This window comes from Pseudaminobacter soli (ex Li et al. 2025) (genome assembly GCF_003012705.1).
GTDB lineage: Bacteria > Pseudomonadota > Alphaproteobacteria > Rhizobiales > Rhizobiaceae > Pseudaminobacter > Pseudaminobacter soli.
Genome location: NZ_PXYL01000017.1, coordinates 78,454 through 96,094 on the forward strand (window position 1 = coordinate 78,454; position 17,641 = coordinate 96,094).

At 60.9% G+C, this 17,641-nt stretch carries 16 protein-coding genes and 5 pseudogenes; 11 read left to right on the forward strand and 10 right to left on the reverse strand.

The genetic code is table 11. The features are described from left to right. Positions 1-184: 184 nt before the first annotated feature. Positions 185-268, reverse strand: a pseudogene (locus C7I85_RS32335) (IS6 family transposase); the annotation flags it as partial. A 95-nt stretch (positions 269-363) separates the two neighbouring features. Between C7I85_RS32335 and C7I85_RS24240 the strand changes: the two are divergent. Further along, entirely contained in the window at positions 364-678 is a 315-nt protein-coding gene (locus C7I85_RS24240) for a hypothetical protein (RefSeq protein ID WP_106726584.1), read from the forward strand. On the opposite strand, the gene C7I85_RS24245 is transcribed toward C7I85_RS24240, so the two are convergent. Together C7I85_RS24245 and C7I85_RS24250 are read right to left on the reverse strand one after the other, a co-directional pair. Beyond that, positions 675-2,225, reverse strand: a complete 1,551-nt coding sequence (locus C7I85_RS24245) for a hypothetical protein (protein WP_106726585.1) — start codon at positions 2,223-2,225, stop codon at positions 675-677. The two genes, C7I85_RS24240 and C7I85_RS24245, sit on opposite strands and share 4 nt — an antisense overlap. Before the next feature lie 800 nt (positions 2,226-3,025). Further along, positions 3,026-3,172 (reverse strand): annotated as a pseudogene (locus C7I85_RS24250) (cold-shock protein); the annotation flags it as partial. Positions 3,173-3,414: 242 nt separating this feature from the next. Between C7I85_RS24250 and C7I85_RS31755 the strand changes: the two are divergent. Further along, positions 3,415-3,555, forward strand: a pseudogene (locus C7I85_RS31755) (DUF982 domain-containing protein); the annotation flags it as partial. Between the two features lie 401 nt (positions 3,556-3,956). On the opposite strand, the gene C7I85_RS24260 reads toward C7I85_RS31755, so the two are convergent. Then, positions 3,957-4,223, reverse strand: a complete 267-nt coding sequence (locus C7I85_RS24260) for a helix-turn-helix domain-containing protein (protein WP_106726587.1) — start codon at positions 4,221-4,223, stop codon at positions 3,957-3,959. A gap of 419 nt (positions 4,224-4,642) precedes the next feature. After that, on the reverse strand, positions 4,643-4,894 hold the full coding sequence (locus C7I85_RS24270) for a hypothetical protein (RefSeq protein WP_106726588.1): 252 nt from the start codon (positions 4,892-4,894) through the stop codon (positions 4,643-4,645). Positions 4,895-6,329: 1,435 nt separating this feature from the next. On the opposite strand from C7I85_RS24270, the gene C7I85_RS24280 reads away from it, so the two are divergent. Then, positions 6,330-6,563 carry a Sec-independent protein translocase subunit TatA/TatB gene (locus tag C7I85_RS24280; protein WP_106726590.1) on the forward strand — a complete coding sequence of 78 codons (234 nt, stop codon included), beginning with the start codon at positions 6,330-6,332 and terminating at the stop codon, positions 6,561-6,563. 106 nt (positions 6,564-6,669) lie between these two features. Here C7I85_RS24280 and C7I85_RS24285 read toward each other — a convergent pair whose 3' ends face one another. Next, positions 6,670-6,984, reverse strand: coding sequence for a YMGG-like glycine zipper-containing protein (locus tag C7I85_RS24285; RefSeq protein ID WP_106726591.1), 315 nt, complete (start codon positions 6,982-6,984; stop codon positions 6,670-6,672). A gap of 111 nt (positions 6,985-7,095) precedes the next feature. Here C7I85_RS24285 and C7I85_RS30665 point away from each other — a divergent pair, with 111 nt between their 5' ends. Together C7I85_RS30665 and C7I85_RS24290 are read left to right on the forward strand one after the other, a co-directional pair. Continuing rightward, positions 7,096-7,584, forward strand: a complete 489-nt coding sequence (locus C7I85_RS30665) for a hypothetical protein (protein WP_146148943.1) — start codon at positions 7,096-7,098, stop codon at positions 7,582-7,584. A 234-nt stretch (positions 7,585-7,818) separates the two neighbouring features. Beyond that, entirely contained in the window at positions 7,819-8,574 is a 756-nt protein-coding gene (locus C7I85_RS24290; RefSeq protein WP_342587317.1) for a hypothetical protein, read from the forward strand. Positions 8,575-8,732: 158 nt separating this feature from the next. Here the strand turns inward: C7I85_RS24290 and C7I85_RS24295 are convergent, their stop codons facing one another. Both C7I85_RS24295 and C7I85_RS24300 read right to left on the reverse strand, forming a co-directional pair. Next, complete coding sequence (locus C7I85_RS24295; RefSeq protein ID WP_106726592.1) at positions 8,733-9,137, reverse strand: type II toxin-antitoxin system VapC family toxin; 405 nt, start codon at positions 9,135-9,137, stop codon at positions 8,733-8,735. Beyond that, positions 9,137-9,391: a type II toxin-antitoxin system VapB family antitoxin gene (locus tag C7I85_RS24300; protein WP_106726593.1), complete on the reverse strand. Its 255-nt coding sequence runs from the start codon at positions 9,389-9,391 to the stop codon at positions 9,137-9,139. The genes C7I85_RS24295 and C7I85_RS24300 overlap by 1 nt, the downstream gene beginning before the upstream one ends. A 370-nt stretch (positions 9,392-9,761) precedes the next feature. On the opposite strand from C7I85_RS24300, the pseudogene C7I85_RS24305 reads away from it, so the two are divergent. Continuing rightward, positions 9,762-9,893, forward strand: a pseudogene (locus C7I85_RS24305) (transposase); the annotation flags it as partial. Positions 9,894-10,094: 201 nt separating this feature from the next. Here the strand turns inward: C7I85_RS24305 and C7I85_RS24310 are convergent. Then, positions 10,095-11,630: an FAD-binding oxidoreductase gene (locus C7I85_RS24310; protein ID WP_106726594.1), complete on the reverse strand. Its 1,536-nt coding sequence runs from the start codon at positions 11,628-11,630 to the stop codon at positions 10,095-10,097. Between the two features lie 216 nt (positions 11,631-11,846). On the opposite strand from C7I85_RS24310, the gene C7I85_RS24315 reads away from it, so the two are divergent. The 5 genes from C7I85_RS24315 (at position 11,847) to glcF (ending at position 17,151) form a co-directional block, all read left to right on the forward strand. Next, complete coding sequence (locus tag C7I85_RS24315; RefSeq protein WP_181257341.1) at positions 11,847-12,794, forward strand: helix-turn-helix domain-containing protein; 948 nt, start codon at positions 11,847-11,849, stop codon at positions 12,792-12,794. Between the two features lie 162 nt (positions 12,795-12,956). Continuing rightward, positions 12,957-14,162 carry an LLM class flavin-dependent oxidoreductase gene (locus tag C7I85_RS24320; protein WP_181257343.1) on the forward strand — a complete coding sequence of 402 codons (1,206 nt, stop codon included), beginning with the start codon at positions 12,957-12,959 and terminating at the stop codon, positions 14,160-14,162. Positions 14,163-14,220: 58 nt separating this feature from the next. Then, positions 14,221-14,979, forward strand: coding sequence for an IclR family transcriptional regulator (locus C7I85_RS24325; protein ID WP_106726597.1), 759 nt, complete (start codon positions 14,221-14,223; stop codon positions 14,977-14,979). Positions 14,980-15,116: 137 nt separating this feature from the next. After that, entirely contained in the window at positions 15,117-15,656 is a 540-nt protein-coding gene (locus C7I85_RS24330) for a flavin reductase family protein (RefSeq protein WP_181257347.1), read from the forward strand. Between the two features lie 127 nt (positions 15,657-15,783). Further along, a complete protein-coding gene (gene glcF / locus C7I85_RS24335) occupies positions 15,784-17,151 on the forward strand; it encodes a glycolate oxidase subunit GlcF (RefSeq protein ID WP_106726599.1) in 1,368 nt (455 codons plus the stop codon). Between the two features lie 2 nt (positions 17,152-17,153). On the opposite strand, the pseudogene C7I85_RS31395 reads toward glcF, so the two are convergent. After that, positions 17,154-17,641, reverse strand: a pseudogene (locus tag C7I85_RS31395) (IS110 family transposase); the annotation flags it as partial.

Sequence of the window (17,641 nt, forward strand, 5' to 3'; positions counted from 1 at the left end):
CTGTCAGTCTGCGTAGATTAGTTGCCAGTGGCCCTTTTGCGCCCATGTCGGCCGTAGGGATAGGCTTCGCCGTTGCCCGAAATCAGATATCGTCGGCGAACGCGCTGTAGGTCGCGATCGCGCCATTGCCGGTCAGTCGCAGTGCGTCCCAAAGCGAACGTTTGTTCGGTGACTCGTCCCTCGTGGGAAACCGGAAATAGAGCCACGCGGCGTGCGCGATAATCTGAGGCGGGAAACGATGGCGCTTGTTGCTACGTCTATGCCCCAATTCATCGCACTTGGTTTACGTGACTAGCCCACTCTCGGCTCATCTGGTTTCTCGAAGCTTACGAGAGGGCCATATCGCGGATTTCGAACCAGATCGTGTTCGAGATTGCCGATCTCGCCAAGACGGCGGTCCAAGCTGAGCGAGACAGACGCAGATGCCCTCGGGTAGATGGAGACATCATCGACTTCGCTATCTGCCACAGCAATTATGAGCTGAAGTCGGCATCTTGCGTCGCGCACGAGGTGATCTCCCACGACCGTCTGGTCATGTTTGCCCGGGAGATCGAAGCCTACACTGCTGGCGCCGATACGCAGGCCACGGATGGCTACAAAACTCTCATCGACATCAGGCACGACGGAAAGACGAAATCGCCGATCGGTGGTGCGGAAGCTGCCGATCGGGAAGCCTAACCACCCCTCACGAAGCCCATATTGTCACCGATGACGGTCGTCGGGCCAATCGGCAGCGGCTCGGGATTGCTGATCTCAAGCTCGACGAATTCGAGCTTGTCCTTCCATGCCTTCTTCAGAAAATCCGCGAAAGCAAGAATGGTCAGTTGTTCGCCGGGACACCGGCGGTAACCGAAACCAAAGGGCGCAAAGCCCGCATAGTCACACACCGGAAGCGGCTTGCCGTCGACCTTACCAAATACAGTCCCGAAGGCACTATTTTCCATCGTGCCCTTGCGGCCATCCGTCAGTTCGAAGCCCGTCTTGTCGAACGGGCATTTCGCGAAGCCCATGGAAAGCGCCTTGGATTCATCGATGTCCTGGCTGGTTGGCTGGTGTTCGTAGCGAGACGGATCGAAGTCGGTTGGGTTCTTCCAGTGAACCGGGTCCTTGCTCGTTGATGTGTGCGGGGTCACGATGTAGCCATGCCGCTCATAGTATGGCGGCCTGGTTTCCGTGAGCGCGGAAATGCTGCCGCCATTGGGCGAGATGGTACGGAACAGTTCCATCGTGAATCGCTCCAGCGGCGTGAACGGAGCGCCGTTGGCGTTGTCGAAATCGCCCTCCATGGTTGATTTGAACCATGACCTTGCTTCCGGATCGCCGGTTCCGGTGCCGAGCTTCCGCATGATGTTATAGAGCGTGTTTCCCCACTGGCTGAACGCCACGAAGTTATGGAAACACTCGAAAACGACGTCCTTGGGAGCGAAATACTCTCCGTCCCCGGCGTTCTTGATCCAGTACCAGGCAAAGGTCTTGTCCGGATTCTGGATCTTTCCCCCCTTGATGTCGGAAATCTTCTCGTCGATCCAGGTCTTGAGGTAGCCCAGGTTCGAATGGACGACCATGTAGTTGTCGTAGACGATCCGCGTCGTCGGGTCGCGATAGGCAAGCACGGTATTGAAGGCGTTTCCGATCTGGCGGATGCGGTCCGGCACCTGGTCGTGCGAGACGCCGAGATGCAGGTCCCAATATAGATCCCAATAGGCCTCGAGATAGGGCCGCATCAGCGGCTTCCCGGCATTCTCGTCCGACATCAGCTTGTCGAAGAATGCCGCAACTTTCCCGCCGTATTTCTCACGATAGAGATCGGGCGTCACGGCCGACATGTAGATGCGCTTTCTTCGATTGTCCGGTCCGCGCTTTTCAAGCCCTTGCAGGAACACCGTCACGCCGTGCTCGGGCGCCGGCTGCCAGGTTTCGCTCAACAGGCCCCAGAGGTCGTAAGGCAGCGCGTTCTCTTTCGTGAGGGCCACCCCGATCATGGGGAGCATCGGCTCTTCACCGTGGTAGGTGCTCACGAGAAAATACGGGACAATGACGTTCTCAAAATAGGCGGGATCGAAAGTGCTGGCGAACTGAGCACGCAGCCGAGCCGCAGCCGAAGCGGCATCAGCTGGCGACAAGGGCTGGCCAGCGGCTGGCGGTGATTGCGGATGGGCAATATTTGCGGACAGAGCAGTAGCGGCGGCGGTTGCGCCGCCGGTCAGGAACGTACGCCTCTTCATGATCGGCTCCTCTGAAACAAGCCAGAAGTTTGAAAACTCTCCCAAATGCCTGCTAGTTGTTGTCAGAGAGCTAGGCTGTACTTTCTGTTCGACAAGGCCAGAGCCGCCGCGCCATGAGCGGTCGTCCCAGAGCGACGTGGTAAAAGTCTCGATCCGAGCCCATTGTCCGGATTTGCAAACAGTCCTTTGCCGTCAGCGGTGGCCGATCACTCGGCTCACGTTCTGATGAAGCCCGCATACCGTCTGCTCCGCGCCGATAGCGTTTGGCTCGGTCTCCATGGGCAGAGACTCCTTGACCAGTTAAGCTTGAGGAGCCTGCCCGGGATTGAAATCCTGTCACCCCCGCAGCGGGAGCGCCACGCGAGCCGCAATCACCCGATCTCCTTTTTGCGTTTCAGGCAAGGATAGTTTGCGATTAGGAAATAGCTGATAGGGAGAGCAGAACTCACCCCGTGCTGGACTTGCGAGCGCCTGTCCGAGCGTCACGCGTTGACCATCAGCTAGGGCGCTTCTTGCTCGCCGCCTTGTTGATCTGTGCGGGCTCTGCAGCCTCCCTGGCCAAGCGAGCCAGCCGAAGGCGTTGTGTCTTCGGTTCTCGTTTGAATCTCCGCGTCGACTAGATCACGAGCAATCTTGGTCGTTGTCTCGGTCCTATCCCGTTTGGCCCGTTGCGAGCGAATACTGTTATTGGTCCCATTCATCATGGTCATCCTTGGGACGAAAAAAGGCCGGGAACTTCCCGACCTTCTGCCGATGGCCCGACGGCCAGCAAACGCGCGGTCCAAGACCGGAAGCAGCATTCATGCGGACTGCAGGTTTTCGGCCGAACTCTTGCCTTTGCGCTGATCCGTAACGACGTCGAAGGTGAGTTGTTGACCTTCTACGAGGGGCCGCATTCCAGCACGCTCCACGGCGGAAATGTGGACAAAAACGCCGGGCTGCCCATTGCCCTGTCAATGATCCCTTGGGGCACGTCGTTGGAGACATGGGTGGCACCTTTGCAGGAGGCGGCGCTGACGCACTCGCGCGAGGATCGAGCCTGAAGCGGGATGCGATACTATCGCCTGACCGAAACCTCCGACGGCTGCAAGCTCTGCTCGCTGAGGAAATTCTCGCACAGCAGGTATCGCTCACGCACCGAGTAAGTTCACAGGCTGGCTACCTCGCGCGATGATTAGCACAATGGCCCAGCAAGCAAAGTGACAAGCACCGAGCGGCTCTCAATGCGTACTCGGACGTCAATCTGGGGAACAAACCAGTAATCGGCGCCCGACGCGCCTTTGTAGCGGCGGCCCGTGAGGCCGGCATCTTTTCTGAAGAGAAAGTTTAGCGATCAACCAACTAATCGTCCGATAGTGCCGTAGGCTCCGTCTCGCTTTTGGTGCCGGCCGATTGTCGCTCTCTTGTCGCTGCTTTGGCGGTGAGTTTCTCGGCTTTCTTACTGGCCTTTGCGCGGTCGCGTTCTTTGCGTTCTTGACGATAATTCGGTGGTCGGGGCTATCCGGATCCTTCCTAGGTTGGAGACTACGTAAGGGGTGTGCCGCACAACGCAACTTTTTTGGGCGTTGCCTTTCGGGCGGTCGTGGTGGCCGGGGGCGCCGGCGGGCGACAGCAGCCGACAGCGCGCGCTGAAACCGCCGTGCAGATTTTCCGGAAGTGAGGGTTCCTGCAATCAGGAGGAAGGCGCGTCGCTCAGCGTGAGCAAACGACCCCGCCTGCCACGAGGCTAGTTCAGGTTCGCTTCGGATCATCCAGCATTTTTGCCAGGGCCTCAGCTTCCTGCCGAACATTGGGGGTAGCCAAACTCGGATCGCCTTGCGAAACAGCCTCGGAAAGCGCCACTCGTTCAGCAAGTAGCTGATGGCGAGCATTTATTTTCTCTTCGCCACTGACCTCACTATTGAAATAGGCGCGGCGGCTGAGCCCCATCTTCGCCGCCATTGCGTTCTGTGTGAGGCCAAACTTCTTCCGAAGAGACATCAGCGCGTTGCCATCCATTTGTCCGAAACTCCGGTTTTCACGAAGCCGCTTAGGGTCCAACCGGGCGGCGGCTTTATTGTTTTCAACAGTGTAGCGCAGCTAGGTCGGCGGACGCGGCTCACCCGCGCCGTCATCGGTTCAAATCCGATCCGTTTAACCACTTCGCAGCAATGGGAACGAGGCGGCGGAGTCTGTTGAAGTGTCATGCGATTACTGACTACAAACCGTAGCGGATCTATGCGGCAGCCGGGCGGCGGATTGTTGGCGCCGGCCAGCGGCGTCGCTGCGGCCAGGACGACGACCGCCATAACGACGATGGTGATCGACAGATCGCTAGGGCAGACATGCCGACCAGACCACCAGGCCACCGATTAGGTAGCGCAAGCGCGAAAGAGCGGCGCAAGGGTCGGTTTGGAAGCAAGCGGTCTATGACGCAGTTACGTTGCGATCTTGGCGTGCTCGTACAGCGCTGTGATCTGGCTCCAGCGGTAGATGCTTCCTGAGCGCGTCGTGATCAAGCAGCGGGGCCGATGGCTGTCATGCATTGTCTCGACGGCATAAATCAGTGCAGCGGAAAGTCGACCGAACGGGATCATATCCGTGGCGATGGAGCTTCCTTGCCCCTTCTTCTCGTTGAACGAAAGTTCTGCTGGTTCGTCTTCATCCACAGCCTCGACAACATTGTTCATAACGCTCCCCTCCCAACGGCGATAACAACCGCAGGTAAGCATCAATGGCGCTGACGGGCAAGCAGCGCCGCGACGGCATGATGATCGGCGTGATGCCAAAGAGTTGCGAAGAGCGTCGTCTGGTTCCGGCCGTCAATCTGAGGTGCTCCGGCATCCAATTCTATCGACTTGACCCAAGCAACCGCGTTACGCGCTCCCGGCCGTCTCCGTATCCGCATCGAGCCCATGCTCGGGTTCCAGATAGCCAGTCGCGATAAGACATTCCCGCATAACGGCTGCTGCGGCTTCTTCCAGGTCGACTCTGCACACAGATGCAAGCCGACGGAGCGCTTGGCGTTCATCGGCGGCGAGCCAAACAATGACGAAGCGATCACTTATGTCGGTCATCTCGAATCCTCTCGACAGAACAGTGATTAGCGTCGCCGAGAGTGGTGGCTCTTCCTCTTTGTCAGCAGATAGACATTACGGCCGCTCCGATGCTTGCCGAAGCAACTTGCAGTCTTGCAATAGCCCGTCCTGAAACCATAGACGCTACGGCCAGAGTTTCTGGCATCGGCGTGTGTTGACCAAGCTATAGCGTACACCAGGACCGCCGCGGAGATTGCGGCACACGTACGATTGTTCATCCCCCAAGCCCCTCCTAAGGCTACACTTCGTTCAGTTCATTCTTCTTTTCGAGCATGATGTGTGCTGTCCCCAATGTCCGTGATGGTCGCAAGTAGGGCCGGCCCCACTTCCACATTCGAGAAATCGTGGATCATCCGCCTCGTTCAGGCATATTCGTCGAACTGAGCCTCCCCACCTCGGTATCCATAAGTGCGCATTCATGAGGAGCAAGGTGCTGGCGACATGAGGGCGCCATACTCGTTACTGGTCTTCACCTGGTCAATCCTAATGCCGCCAGTCGCCTTTCGAGGAAACGAAGCATCATACCTCCACTCGCGACCAGCAATTCATCCAAAAGGACAGCAGCCGAAAGCGGTAACCAGTCGCGAAGCGGCGGCTTTTCAGAACTGGGGCGTCAGCGCCGAAAGCTCGCTAGAAGACCGGAATAGGCCGGAACGACAGTGTGTCAAGCCCGTTGTGGTTGGGCAGATTTGATCCCCAAATGTGTCATCCCTCAGTGGCCGCCGTTCGCAGACGACGGGCTTTCTTTTCTGGCCGAGGAACATCAGCGCGCCGGTGTGTTTGGCTTATGACTTGCCTATGGCTCCAGCGTCCTTCGGTCTGCGAACGCTAGATCCCAAAGCGCCCGTCACCTTCTGTTCCGCATCAGAGGTGGCGGGCGCTCTGATCAGAGCGGCCGGCGGGACACGTGCCCCAATGCTTAGTCCGCTCGGCTGGCCTTGGTGGCCGTTTGCGTTGGAGAGACGAGCGGTTGCGGTTCCGATATCGATCGGCTTTTTTGTCCCCGACGTGAGAAGGATGTAAGGCCGTGTTCGGAATCGATGGTGCGAAACTCATTGTCATTGCAGCGGTTGCATTGGTGGTGATTGGTCCTCGGGATCTCCAGCGCACTCTTGCCAAGCTGGGCAAGACCATTGGCAATCTTCGTCGTATGGCAGCCCAAGTTCGTTCTCAGTTCGACGAACTTATCAAGGACACCGAACTGGACAAGGTCCGAAACGAGTTGCGATCGGTCCGAGATGACATTCGAGGTGACCGTTAAAAAGCGTATTGCGCGCGTAGTGGCGTTATCGTCACCCGTCATCTCCCGGAGGCGGTGGGCCGATGACCATGCCCGGCAAAGTTCAAACCTTGCCGGGCACCGGCGATCAGTAGCCGCCGCCGTAGTAGCGGTCGTCGCAAGGCGCAGTGTAGACGCGTCCGTAACGGTCCTGGTAACGGCACATTTCTTGACCGCGAGGTTGCTGGCTGCCTGAGCCGGCAACAACGGCACCAAGCAGCGCACCGGCACCAGCGCCGATTACTGTGCTCTTCGTGTCACGACCAATAGCCTGGCCGATGAGGGCACCGCCGGCTCCCCCGATGAGCGCTCCCGTTCCAGCTCTCTGTTCAGTTTGAGAACAACCAGCGAGTGCGGCGGTCAGCACGAGGGCAGCGGCTGTCAGAGTTTTGTAGAAGTTCATAATCCTCTCCGTGGAGCCCCAAAACAGGGTAGGGCAACATAGCCTGGCGACATGAACGCAGCCTGACTGAGCCGTTCATTCCGGAGAGGGGGGTGAGGAGTCGCCTCCTCCATGCCCACCCACCGCGTCGTCAATCCTTCCTGGACGAAATGGCAATGCGGCAGGGGCGGCAGTGCGGACGTCTTTGGTATTTGGCTTGCTGACCGCCTTGTTGTTTTCGCGCTTCGTCGGGTCGACTGGCTGAGTGCATCTCTTCCAGAACACACCGGAGAGTGCCGCGAAGATCGCCAGGGCAAGCGCCTACTTCGATCGTCATGCGACCAGCCCCATTGGCAGCACACCGAACCACAACGCGGCCAGCCACAACCGCACCTTCACGGCCGCACCCCGCACAGCTTTTTCAGCTTGGTGTTCTCGCGCAGGATCTGGCGCCGTGTCAGCGGAAACGCGTCCCGCCGTGAGGCGTGGGATGGTGAGACGAGTTATGAAAAAATTGCGGCGCCGAGGCAGCGCTTGAAAAGCGGCGCTCCCAAAGCTTGTGAAGTTCTCGGATGGTGGTTAGCCGACAAGCTCAACGAGGCCAACATTGAGACTTGGTGAATGTCGCGCGCTTTAGAAGAATGAAAGTCCTATCTATTGCGTACACCGGCCGCAGAATATCTGACCGAGTATGAAGCTCTATTTGCCGGCCGCCGGCTTTTCGAGCAGCTTTTTGATGTGTTACGAGTGTTTTAACAAACAATCAAATAACCGTTTGTCAGAGAAGAATGACAGGCAGTAAATACGCTAGCTTCAATTAATTTAGCGCCAACTACTTTAGCTATGGAATTTGCGATGGCGATTGAACCTGACGCACTTGAAGCCTTGCGAGGAAGGCACCGTCGCTGGCTCTCGCGGCTTGGCATTCTGGATAAGCCGTGGTTGATCCTCGGCTCCGCGCCGTCCCCCACGATTCCATTTGACCTGGTTGGACATTGTGCACGCGTCGACGTCAACAACTCAGGCAAGACAGCCAACGCACTAGGTCTCCCGCCCGCCGACTTGACGTTCCGCAAGCGGAAGAAGTCGTGGGAAGAGCATCCTCATGTAAGGACGAGAGGCCTCCTCTGGCTCCATACGCAGCCTCTTTGGGTGATGTATCTGAGCCTTCTGGCTAAGCCGCGCGTGCGTTATGAGAGCCTAATGCGCGCCACTAAAGCTGAGCGCGAGGCGATCGTCGACGTCGTGACTGGCGGACTTCCCTCTGATGTTGGGGACGTCGGCCATGTGACGAACGGAGTTGCCGCCCTGTGCTACGCACTTTTCACGGGCGTGCCGTCTGTGACCCTCGCTGGGTTCTCAATCACTAAGATGGGCCATTCTTACGACAACAAAGGGAAAATTCGGAGGCAGATCGCCGAAGACACCTTCGTTCTGACGCGTTTAAAGGATCGAGGAAACGTCTTCACGACCGAGTTGGATCTCGCTCAGCATGTCGGCTTGCCTCTTGTTCGCGATAGAAGCGGCATCGCCACCAAAAGACAGCCCGATCGAACTGAGATCGCGCCCATCGTCACCATCCAGAACAACGCAGTCGTCGCCAACATATGAGACGTGGTTTCGCAGATGGCGTCCCATGTTGGCCTGCCCCTATGAGGTGGTCCGGGTCGGTGACGCATGGCGGCGAACTGCGAGTGATGCTCAAAACGACGTCGATGAGGTCGGGAAGGGCGTCTTCTCCGCCGCTCTCAGCCAGGATATCGGGCTCTTCACTGCGCATTGGCAGGCACTGCCGGCCGAATGTCGGTCTGGGCAAAATCGTTGCCCTTGAACAGCAGAGGCTCATCGGTCAGCTTGGCAAGGGCATAGGAGAAGCAGTCGCCATAGTTCAGGCCGGCCGGATGCCGGCCCTTGCCGTAGCGGCGCCAGGCGCGCCGCGCCTGATCAGCGTGCTCAGCCTCAACGGCAACGATTTCCACGTTGGCTTTCGCAAGCCATAGATCGAGTTCGGCCCCGCCAGGCTCGCCAAAGCGCGTTTCCAGCACCATTGCCGCTTCGAGCAGCGTGGCGGCCGAGATAAACCTGACCGGGTCGTCCGCGATCCTCTGCTCGAAGGTTGGCGCTTCAGGCTCGTTCTGGGCGATCGCGACGATTGCGGATGTGTCGATAACCATCAGGCGGGCAACCCGTTGTCGTCGTAGCCGACAATGTCGTCGGCGCTACGGTGGTCGATCACAGCCATGCCGCTCCAGCGCCGGCGGCTTGCGGCCAAATCTTCCAGCAGCGCGGCCTTACGCGCGTCGGCGCCAAACCGCCGCAGCCGCTCCTCGAGCGCACGACGCGTGGCCACCGTCAGGCTTTCGCCTGTACGTTCCGCAAGGTTGCGGGCAAGACGCTCAGTCTCGGGATCCTTGATGCTCAACGCCATGAATAGGCTCCAATCTACCTAAATATCAATATTCTATATAACACGTCGTTGCCCGCTAGGATACCACATCCGCTCCCGTTGAGCGGAGCGTCCATGAGCTCGTTTTTGGACTTCCGCGCCGCGAGAGGGGCCATTTCGGGTAGGAATGTGAATCGGCGCCGAAGGTTGACCCGCCCCAAGGAACGCGAACTTGTAGAATTAGCTATACAATGCGTGAACGCGGTGGGGTGAAGGTCGGCGCCCGACAATGACCCCGCCGAACGTATGAATTTGCGAGCGAAGTCAAGCGCTTGATGCTGATCGGCTGAGGGGGAAGTTATCGGCGCCGATCCACAATCTTGCTGCCGGCGGTTTCGTGCGGGTGGCGGCGAAAGAGACCAGGCGGCCAGGTTATGATCCGTCCGATCTGCTGAAGCTTTGTGTTTATTGCTATCTCGGCCCCGTGCGATCGAGCCGCAGGCTGGAAGCCGAGACCCATCGCAACATCGAGGTGATCTGGCTGCCGAGACTGGTTGGTAGAGCCCCTTCCGGGACAGCCAAACGCGATCGAGCGCATCTGCGGGTACGCTTAGGTCGTGGGCGCGCGGGGTTACTTCACTGCCGCATCAAGCGGCCGCGTCACACTGCGCAATCAGTATCGCCAAGCACGATTGACTGAGTCCCCGATGCCACCGCCTGACGGCCCAACAATAGTCCCGTTGCGCTATCCCGCATGGATGCCATAACGCCCTGGCGCGAGAATACCGTTCGGATCGAGCGCCTGCTTGATCGAAGCGCAAGCGCCCCTGAACGAAGGAATAGTCTGGGACATATGGAATTCCTGGAAGTCGACCGGCGAGCGCCCGACGAAGACGCCTCGTCGCGCCACTTCCTCCGCCATCTTGCGATAGCATGATCCGGCGCGCTCCCGTTCCTCCTCGTCCTCGCGATTGAAGGACAGAACGTGCAGCCCCCGGCAGAAGCGGGCGGCGCAGACATTCATGACGGTATAGTCGAGCCCATGTTCTTCATAGATGCCGCGGCAAAGACGCTGGAAATCGTTGGCCACCTTGCCGACCATCGGGGTCCCGGGCAGGAACCAGCTGTTGCCGCCGCCGGGGCGCCATTTCAGGAGCCCGAGCTCGCCGAGGCTGGGCACGCCTGAAAACGCGTTGATCGCCACCTGCAGGGGCGCGATCTCGGTCGCCTCCTCGTGCGAAATATAGCGGGCCTTGCCGGATTGCCCGAAATGGCTGCGCACGCGCTGGATCATCGGCTCGATCGCCGCGTCACTGGCGCCGTAGAACGCGCCCGAAACGGTCCAGGCGCCGACGCCATGCTTTTCGCGCAGGGCCCTGCGGCCTTCGTCGGAGATCGACCGCCTGCCGGCAGATGTCCTATATTCGGCGCTCTCGCCCTCGGAGCCGCACAGATAAAGGTCGTTGGTGACGCGAAATAGCGTCGGCACGAAGTTGGACAGTTTCAGCGGACGGCAAAGATCGATGATCTCCTCAAGGTCGTCGTCGTTGTCATAGGCGAAGTGGAAGGAGCGGATCGCCGGCGGCCTCGGGAGCAGCCAGATGCCCATGCGGGTGACGATGCCGTAGTTCGATTGTGCAAAGAGGCCGTCGAGGATGGGCCCGAACGAATATTTGGACGTGTGCCAGTTGGAGATGTCGGTGCTGTCGAGCGCCCCGTCGCCGGTGCGCAGGATCTCGCCGGTGGGGAGCACGACCTCCATGCCGCAGGCAAACCCGAAATGATCGAAATAGGGCGTGTAGCCGGCACCCTTGTCCAGGGCATTGCCCAGCATGCCGCCCTGCGGCGGCCCCGAGGTAACGTCGAGCATGAGCCGGTTGCCGCGCCGCACGAGTTCGTCATACATCGCCTGATAGCTGACGCCGGGCTCCACCACGGCATAGGCGAGCGTCTCGTCGATTTCCAGGATACGGTTCATCCTGCGGCCCAGGTCGACGACGACTTGCCCCGTCGCGTTGGATGAGCGGCTTCCAAGCCCGATATTGTTGCCGGTGCTGATCGGATAAAGCGGTACGCGATGGACGTTCGCCGCACGCACGATCGCCTGCACATCCGCGGTGGAACCGGGATAGACGACCGCGGCCGGCAGCCTGTCCCCGCCGGGAAGCGTGTTCTCGCCATAACGCCGAAGCGTCTCCTCGCTCCGGTTGACGCCGCCGGAGCCGAGCGCCTTGTCCGCCTCCGCCAGGAATGCTTCCAGATTTGGCTGTCCGCTGTCCATCTTCCTTGCTCCGTCCTTGGTCTTGCCTCGCGATCACCGGAGGCTAGGTCGTTGCGAACAAGACGTCTTGTCTTGGCGCGCAAGCCTGCTTGGTCCTGCGCGCATCTTTTCGGCATCCGTTGCGCTGCGGGCATTTTCGTCGCGGCCATGTGCTGGAGGAGGGCCCTGCTTTGCGTTAGGCTGCATGCCGATCTTCAGGGAGGGAGGCTCGAGGCCGTGACGAGCATTTGGTCGACATCCGACGTGGAAAGCCGCCACCGCTTTTCCTATTGGCGCGACGCCGTGTGCCAGGCGATCCTGAACGTCGATGCGGAGCCGCAAGGCGCGGAGAATTTCGAAGCGCAGATCTCCGGCCGCATACTCGGCAGCGCCAAACTCGCCTGCTTTGTCTCAAAACCTCACCAGATCGTGCGAAATCGCAGCCATGTTGCCCGGTCCGGCGAAAGCGGCTATCTCGTTAGCTGGCAAAAGGCAGGCCGCAGCCAGATTATACAGGGCGATGCGTCCATCAGCCTCGAGGCCGGGGACATCGGCGTCATCGATGTCGAGCGGTCATTCCGCGTCGACTTTCCGACACCGGTCAGCAGGACGCTCGCGCTGATCCCACGGCGCCCGCTCGAAGAGAGAGCCCCATGGTTCCGACGCGCGCCGCTGGCCAGGATCGGGGTCGGAGAGGTCTTTGGCCGGCTCGCCTCCGAGCATCTGGCCTGCTTGAGCGATCATCCCATGAACAGTTCGAGCGAGGCAGACCTGCTCGTCGAGAATATCTGCAATCTGCTGGCGCTGGCCACCGCACCCGGCGAGCTTGGCCGGGAGATCGCGGGAGTGCCGGCGGAGACGGTGCTGGCCTTCTGCCGCAAAAATCTCCGCCAGCCCGACCTGTCGCCGCGCATGGCAGCCTTCCACCTCAGGGTGTCGGTGCGAACCATCCATCTGCGGTTCCAGCAGATGGGCACCACATTTGGCGCATGGGTTCTCGCCGAGCGGCTGGAAACCTGCCGGCGTGCTCTCGAAAACGCGACGCTGGCGCGACAGAGCATTTCCGAGATCGCGTTCGATTGCGGCTTTCGCGACATCTCCCACTTCAGCAAGGCCTTCAAACGGAGCTACTGCGTTTCCCCCCGGGATCATCGGGCCTCCATGCTTCCGAGGCCTGAGCACTGATCGCGCCGCCCAAAAGCAGGCGCAGCCGTATTTTTCGGCACACGTTGCGGCAGGCGCAATCATCCACATTGACCCTCACGGCAACCCGCCCGCTACTCGGGCGGCATGGACCTACGAGGCGGCCGACGGGCGCGCGAACCGGTCCGCCAGGGAGGTGTCGCCGTGAAGTTTGGAATGTTCTATCCCGTTGCGGTCGCGTCGGAAGCCGAATTAGGCAAGGGCCTTTGGGGCCTCGACAGCAGCCGCTATGCAAACACCATCGACGAGTTGCGCGAGCAGGCGATCTGCGCCGACGAAACCGGCTGGACCTCGATGATGTTCGCCGAGCACCACTTCGAAATCGAGGGCTACCACGTCACGCCCAATCCTCTGATGCTCAACGTCTACCTCGCCCAGCATACGAAGCGGCTGCGGCAGGGTCAGATGGGGCTGGTCCTGCCGAATTGGAACCCGCTCAGGCTGGCCGAGGACATCGCCATGGCCGACCATCTCACCGGCGGCCGGCTCGATATCGGTCTCAGCCGTGGATACCAGCCGCGTTCGGTAGGCGTGATGGGCCAGCACTATCACGCCAATGCCGCCGGCACCGGCCGTGCCGAGATCGAGGCCACCAACCGCAGGATCGTCGAGGAGTGGTTCGAGGTGATGCGGCGTTCCTGGACGGAAGACCTCTGGGACTTCGAGGGCGAATTCATCAACGTGCCTCCGCGCGGCCTGCAGTGGAACCATCCGATCTCCGCGCGCCTTGAGGCCGGCGTGCGCAACGGGGCGCTCCATCAGGTGGCGACCGTGCCCAAGCCCAGGCAGTGGCCGCACCCGCCGCTCTTCACCACCCTGACGCAGAGCCCGGAGACGCTCAACTGGTCCGCCCGGATCGGCAGTTCGGTCGTCACGCTCGCAGCAAATCTGGACATCGTGCGCTGGGTCTTCCAGAGCTATATGGACGAGGCCGCCAAGCATGGCCGCGAGCTGCGCTTCGGTGAATATTCGACAGGTGGCGGCGTCGTGCTCTGCCGCAACCTTGCGGTCGGCCGGACGCATGAGGAAGCCATGGAGACGGCACGCCAGGGGTCCGCCTTCTGGACGCACTGGCTGGGCGAATTCGGGTTCTTCGAGGCTTTGCGCATGAAAGGCCAGGAAGGCCCGGTCCCGAAGACGTTCGAGCAGATGGTCGAGAGCGGCTTCCAGCTGGTGGGAACGCCGGATGCTGTCGGAGAACAGATCCAGCGCCTGAAGGAGGAACTGGACGTCGAATACATGATCTTCATAATGTATGGGGGGATTACCGAGCAGAAGCGGATGCTGGAGACTATCCGGCTGTTCGGCGAAGAAGTAATACCGAGCTTCGCCGACAAAGCCGCAGCGTGAAAAACGGGCGCACGGCCAGACAAAAGGGGACGGCCGGAACGGGTGTGGGAGAAGCGGGATGGGGCGCGAGCCACATGATCGCGCAGAGATACGTTCGGTGGGCCGGGCCCTCGAGCTGCTAGATATTATGCAGCGACGGGCTCCTGCCGGAATCCGCGTGCGCGAGGCGGCCGCCCAGCTCGGGGTCGATCCGGCTACGGCCTCCCGCCTCCTGGCAACGCTGGTCGCACACGGCTATGCGAGCCGGTTACCGAATCGTGACTACACATTAGGCACCCGCTCGCTTCGCCTCGCCACCGCCTGGGTCGACCGGCTGATCCAAGTGGCCGCCCCGCCGATGGCGCGTGTCGCGGACACCTGCGGCGAAACCGTCTATCTCGTCCAGCTCATCGGCAACGAGGCGGTCACGCTGGCCCGGCTCGCCGGTGGCCGGCGCGCGATGATCGATGTCGAGGTCGGGCCGACCTATCCGCTGTGGGCATCGGCGGCCGGCCGCGCATTGTTGGCCTCCGTGCCAAACGTCCTGCGGCCCACGCTTTTGCCGGCTGACCCGTTTCCAGCCTTCACGCCGCGTACGAAGACGCGATGGGCGGAGCTTTCGGCCGCGCTCGAAGCAGCGCGCCACGACGGCATCCATGTCGAGGAAGGTGAGCTCGATCTGCAGCTCAGCTGCTTTGCAACGCCGCTGCTGCACCGCAACCGCGATGAGAAGCTGGCAATCGCCATCAGCTTCGAAAGGCAGCGCTCGGAAAGCGACCGCCAGCTCTTCCGTCAGGCATTGCAGCGCGAGGGGCGCGGCTGTGCCAGCCAGCTTTGAGGCGCATGTCGGCGATTTCGCCATGCCTTGCGTCAGGCGCAGCGCCCTCGATTGACCCTTTCGCCCAGGTGGCCGACGCTTTCCTCGCGCCTGACCATTGCGTCAGGCCGCTCCGGGACAGCGCAGGAGGAGTGACCATGATCCCGATCGCCTTGCAGACGGTTTCTCCCGATGACGCCGCAGCTTTGCCGACTTCGATGGAGGATCGTTTCCGAACCGCGATGCGAAAGTTCACCGGCATCGTGTCGCTGGTCACGAGCTGCACGGCCGACGGCGAATGGCGCGGCATGGCGGCGACCGCGGTGACCTCCGTCTCGCTCCAGCCGCCGACCTGCCTCATCTGCGTCAATCGCGACACCACGCTCCATTCGGCCGTCCTGGCCTCGCGTCGCTTCTGCATCAACGCGATGCATCAGGACCATCACGACCTGATGTGGAGCTTCACAAGTTCCAGGCATCGCGACAGCCGTTTCCGGTCCGGCCGGTGGCGAGAGGGGCGCGACGGGGTGCCCTTCCTCGAAGATGCCCAATCGAACATTTTTTGCGAGTTTGCCTGCAGTCTGTCCGCCGGCACGCACGACGTGGTCCTGGGACGTGTCGTCGAAGTGATGTCGCGGCCCGACCACGATCCGCTGCTCTATGGCGACGGCACCTATCTGAAGCAGGCAGCCCGCTGAACCGGAAGGGCGGTTTTGCAGGCTCGAACAAGCCGCGATGCACGCTGGGCCGAGATCGCTCCCTCTAGCCGGGGTAATGATTCCTGAAAGGCTGGCACAGGCCGCGCCACGGACAAGCAGGGACGACATGCGGACTTCCTTCACGCCCGAGCAGCTTCGCGATCCCGAAATCGAGGAGGCAAACGGTATTCTCGAGACTTGCGTGCATTACGGCTTCTGCACCAACACCTGCCCGACCTATGTGCTGACGCGCGACGAGAACGAATCCCCGCGCGGCCGCATCGACCTCATCCGCGAGATGCTCGAACAAGGCGGTGCGCCGAAGCCCGAAACGGTACGCCATCTCGACAGCTGCCTTTCCTGTCTTTCCTGCATGTCGACCTGCGCGGCCAAGGTGGACTATGCCCATTTGATCGACCGGGCTCGCGTCCATGTTGAGCGGCATCATCGCCGTCCATTCTTCGATCGGCTTTTGCGCCGAAGCCTAGCCACGGTGCTCACGAGACCGCGAATGTTTTCCGTCGCTCTTGCGCTCGGCCAAGCCGCAAAACCCTTTCGCGGGCTGATGCCGGCCCGTCTCGCGCCGCTCGTCGACATGCTGCCGAGCCATGCGATAGGTCAGTTCCTCGACCCCGCCGTATTCGCCGGCACGAGGCCGGCAAGGAAGCGGGTCGCCCTGCTTGCCGGCTGCGCGCAACAAGCGCTCAACGGCAACATCAACGCCGCGACCATCCGGCTCCTGCAGCGGCTCGGATGCGACGTCGTCGTCGTGGCCGGCGCAGGATGCTGCGGCTCGCTTCCGCTCCACATGGGTAAGGAGGATGCCGCGCGCGCCTTGGCCCGGCAAAACGTCGAGGCGTGGCTGCGGGAAAAAAAGGTTTATGGCCTAGACGCCATCGTCATCAATGCGTCGGGGTGCGGTACCACGGTCAAGGACTACGGGCATCTGCTGGCGCGCGACACGGAACTCGGCAGGGCTGCGGCCACAATCGCGTCGCTGGCAAGGGATGTCAGCGAAGTGGTGGCCGAACTCGGCTTCGAGGTCGCGGACAAGAAGCCGGCATATCGCGTCGCCTATCATGATCCCTGCTCGATGCAGCATGGCCAGAAGGTAACGCGCCAGCCGCGGGCCTTGTTGCGCGCGGCCGGCTTCGATGTGCTCGACGTGCCGGAAAAGCATTTCTGCTGTGGTTCGGCAGGAACCTACAATCTGCTGCAGCCTCACACCGCGGCCCAACTCGGGACCAGGAAGGCCGGGCATATCGCCAGCACCGATCCCGACATTGTCGCGACCGGAAACATCGGCTGCATGACGCAGATCCAGCGCTATTCCCGTGTTCCCGTCTTGCACACGGTGGAATTGCTGGATTGGGCGACCGGCGGCGCAGCCCCACCGTCGCTTCTCGGGACAACGCTGCGTGAACCAATTGTAAAAACGGAAAACCAGCAGTCGTCTGCAGGGGCGGCCGATCCAGGCAGCCCCTGCATCTGGTGAGCTCGGAGGCGGAAGTGCGGTTTCGGCAATGGTGCCGGGTTCGTGGTACGGGTGGTCAGCGCTTTGACCGACGCTTCCAGCTTGCCGTCGCATTCGGCGATCTTGGCCTGATAGGCATCGTAGAGGTCCAACGTTTGAGCCAACGCGAAGATATGTTCGTCGCGGCCATTCCCAATCAGTGCCGCCCGGATCGTCTCTAAGGAGGACCGACAGCGCACGTCCCGGTATGAGGCCAACACTTCCGGATCTCGCTCCCCGGCGACGATCGCCCGGATGATCCGCATGCCGGTCGCGCCAGTAATGTCGGAGACGACATGATGGAGTTGAAGGTTCATCTCCATGAGCGCCTTCTGCATGTGCTGAATATGGGCTGCTGCGTATTCGACGAGCCGTTCCCGCTGGCGCAGATAGGACCGCAGCACGGCAATCTCCGCCTCGGGGCGAAAGCTGCCGCGCAATAAGCCGTATGAATGCAGTTGCCGCAGCCAGC